General features: G+C 73.3%; 1 pseudogene. It reads left to right on the top strand.

Going from position 1 to position 404, the window contains the following annotated elements:
• Nucleotides 1–404, top strand: a pseudogene (locus D7Y04_RS43200) (hypothetical protein); the annotation flags it as partial.

Here is a 404-nt window from a genome sequence, read left to right on the forward strand (position 1 = left end):
CCGGGCCGCAAGCTGGAGGTGGTGAAGACGCCCCAGGTGAAGGAGTCCGCGGGCAAGCAGGTGCGGCTGACGCTGTCGCTCGACGCGGAGGGCAAGCTCAGCGGCAAGGGCGAGGAGACGTACCTGGGGTTCGAGGCGGCGCAGCTCGCCGAGGCCTTCAACCAGCTCTCCGCGGAGAGCCGCAACCAGGCGCTCCAGGGCGCGGTGGCGCGGTACTTCGGCGGCGCGGCGCTCTCCAGCGTGAAGCTGGACCACGAGGACGCGGTGGGCGCGCCCTTCGTGCTGCGCTACGCGTTCACCGTGCCGCGCTTCGGGCGGCTGGAGGGCGACAGGCGCATGGCGCTGGGGCCCCTCACCTTCCCCGCGCAGCTCGGCCGGCGCTACGTGCAGCTCAGCTCGCGTCG

This window comes from Corallococcus sp. AB038B, assembly GCF_003668955.1.
Taxonomy (GTDB): domain Bacteria; phylum Myxococcota; class Myxococcia; order Myxococcales; family Myxococcaceae; genus Corallococcus; species Corallococcus exiguus.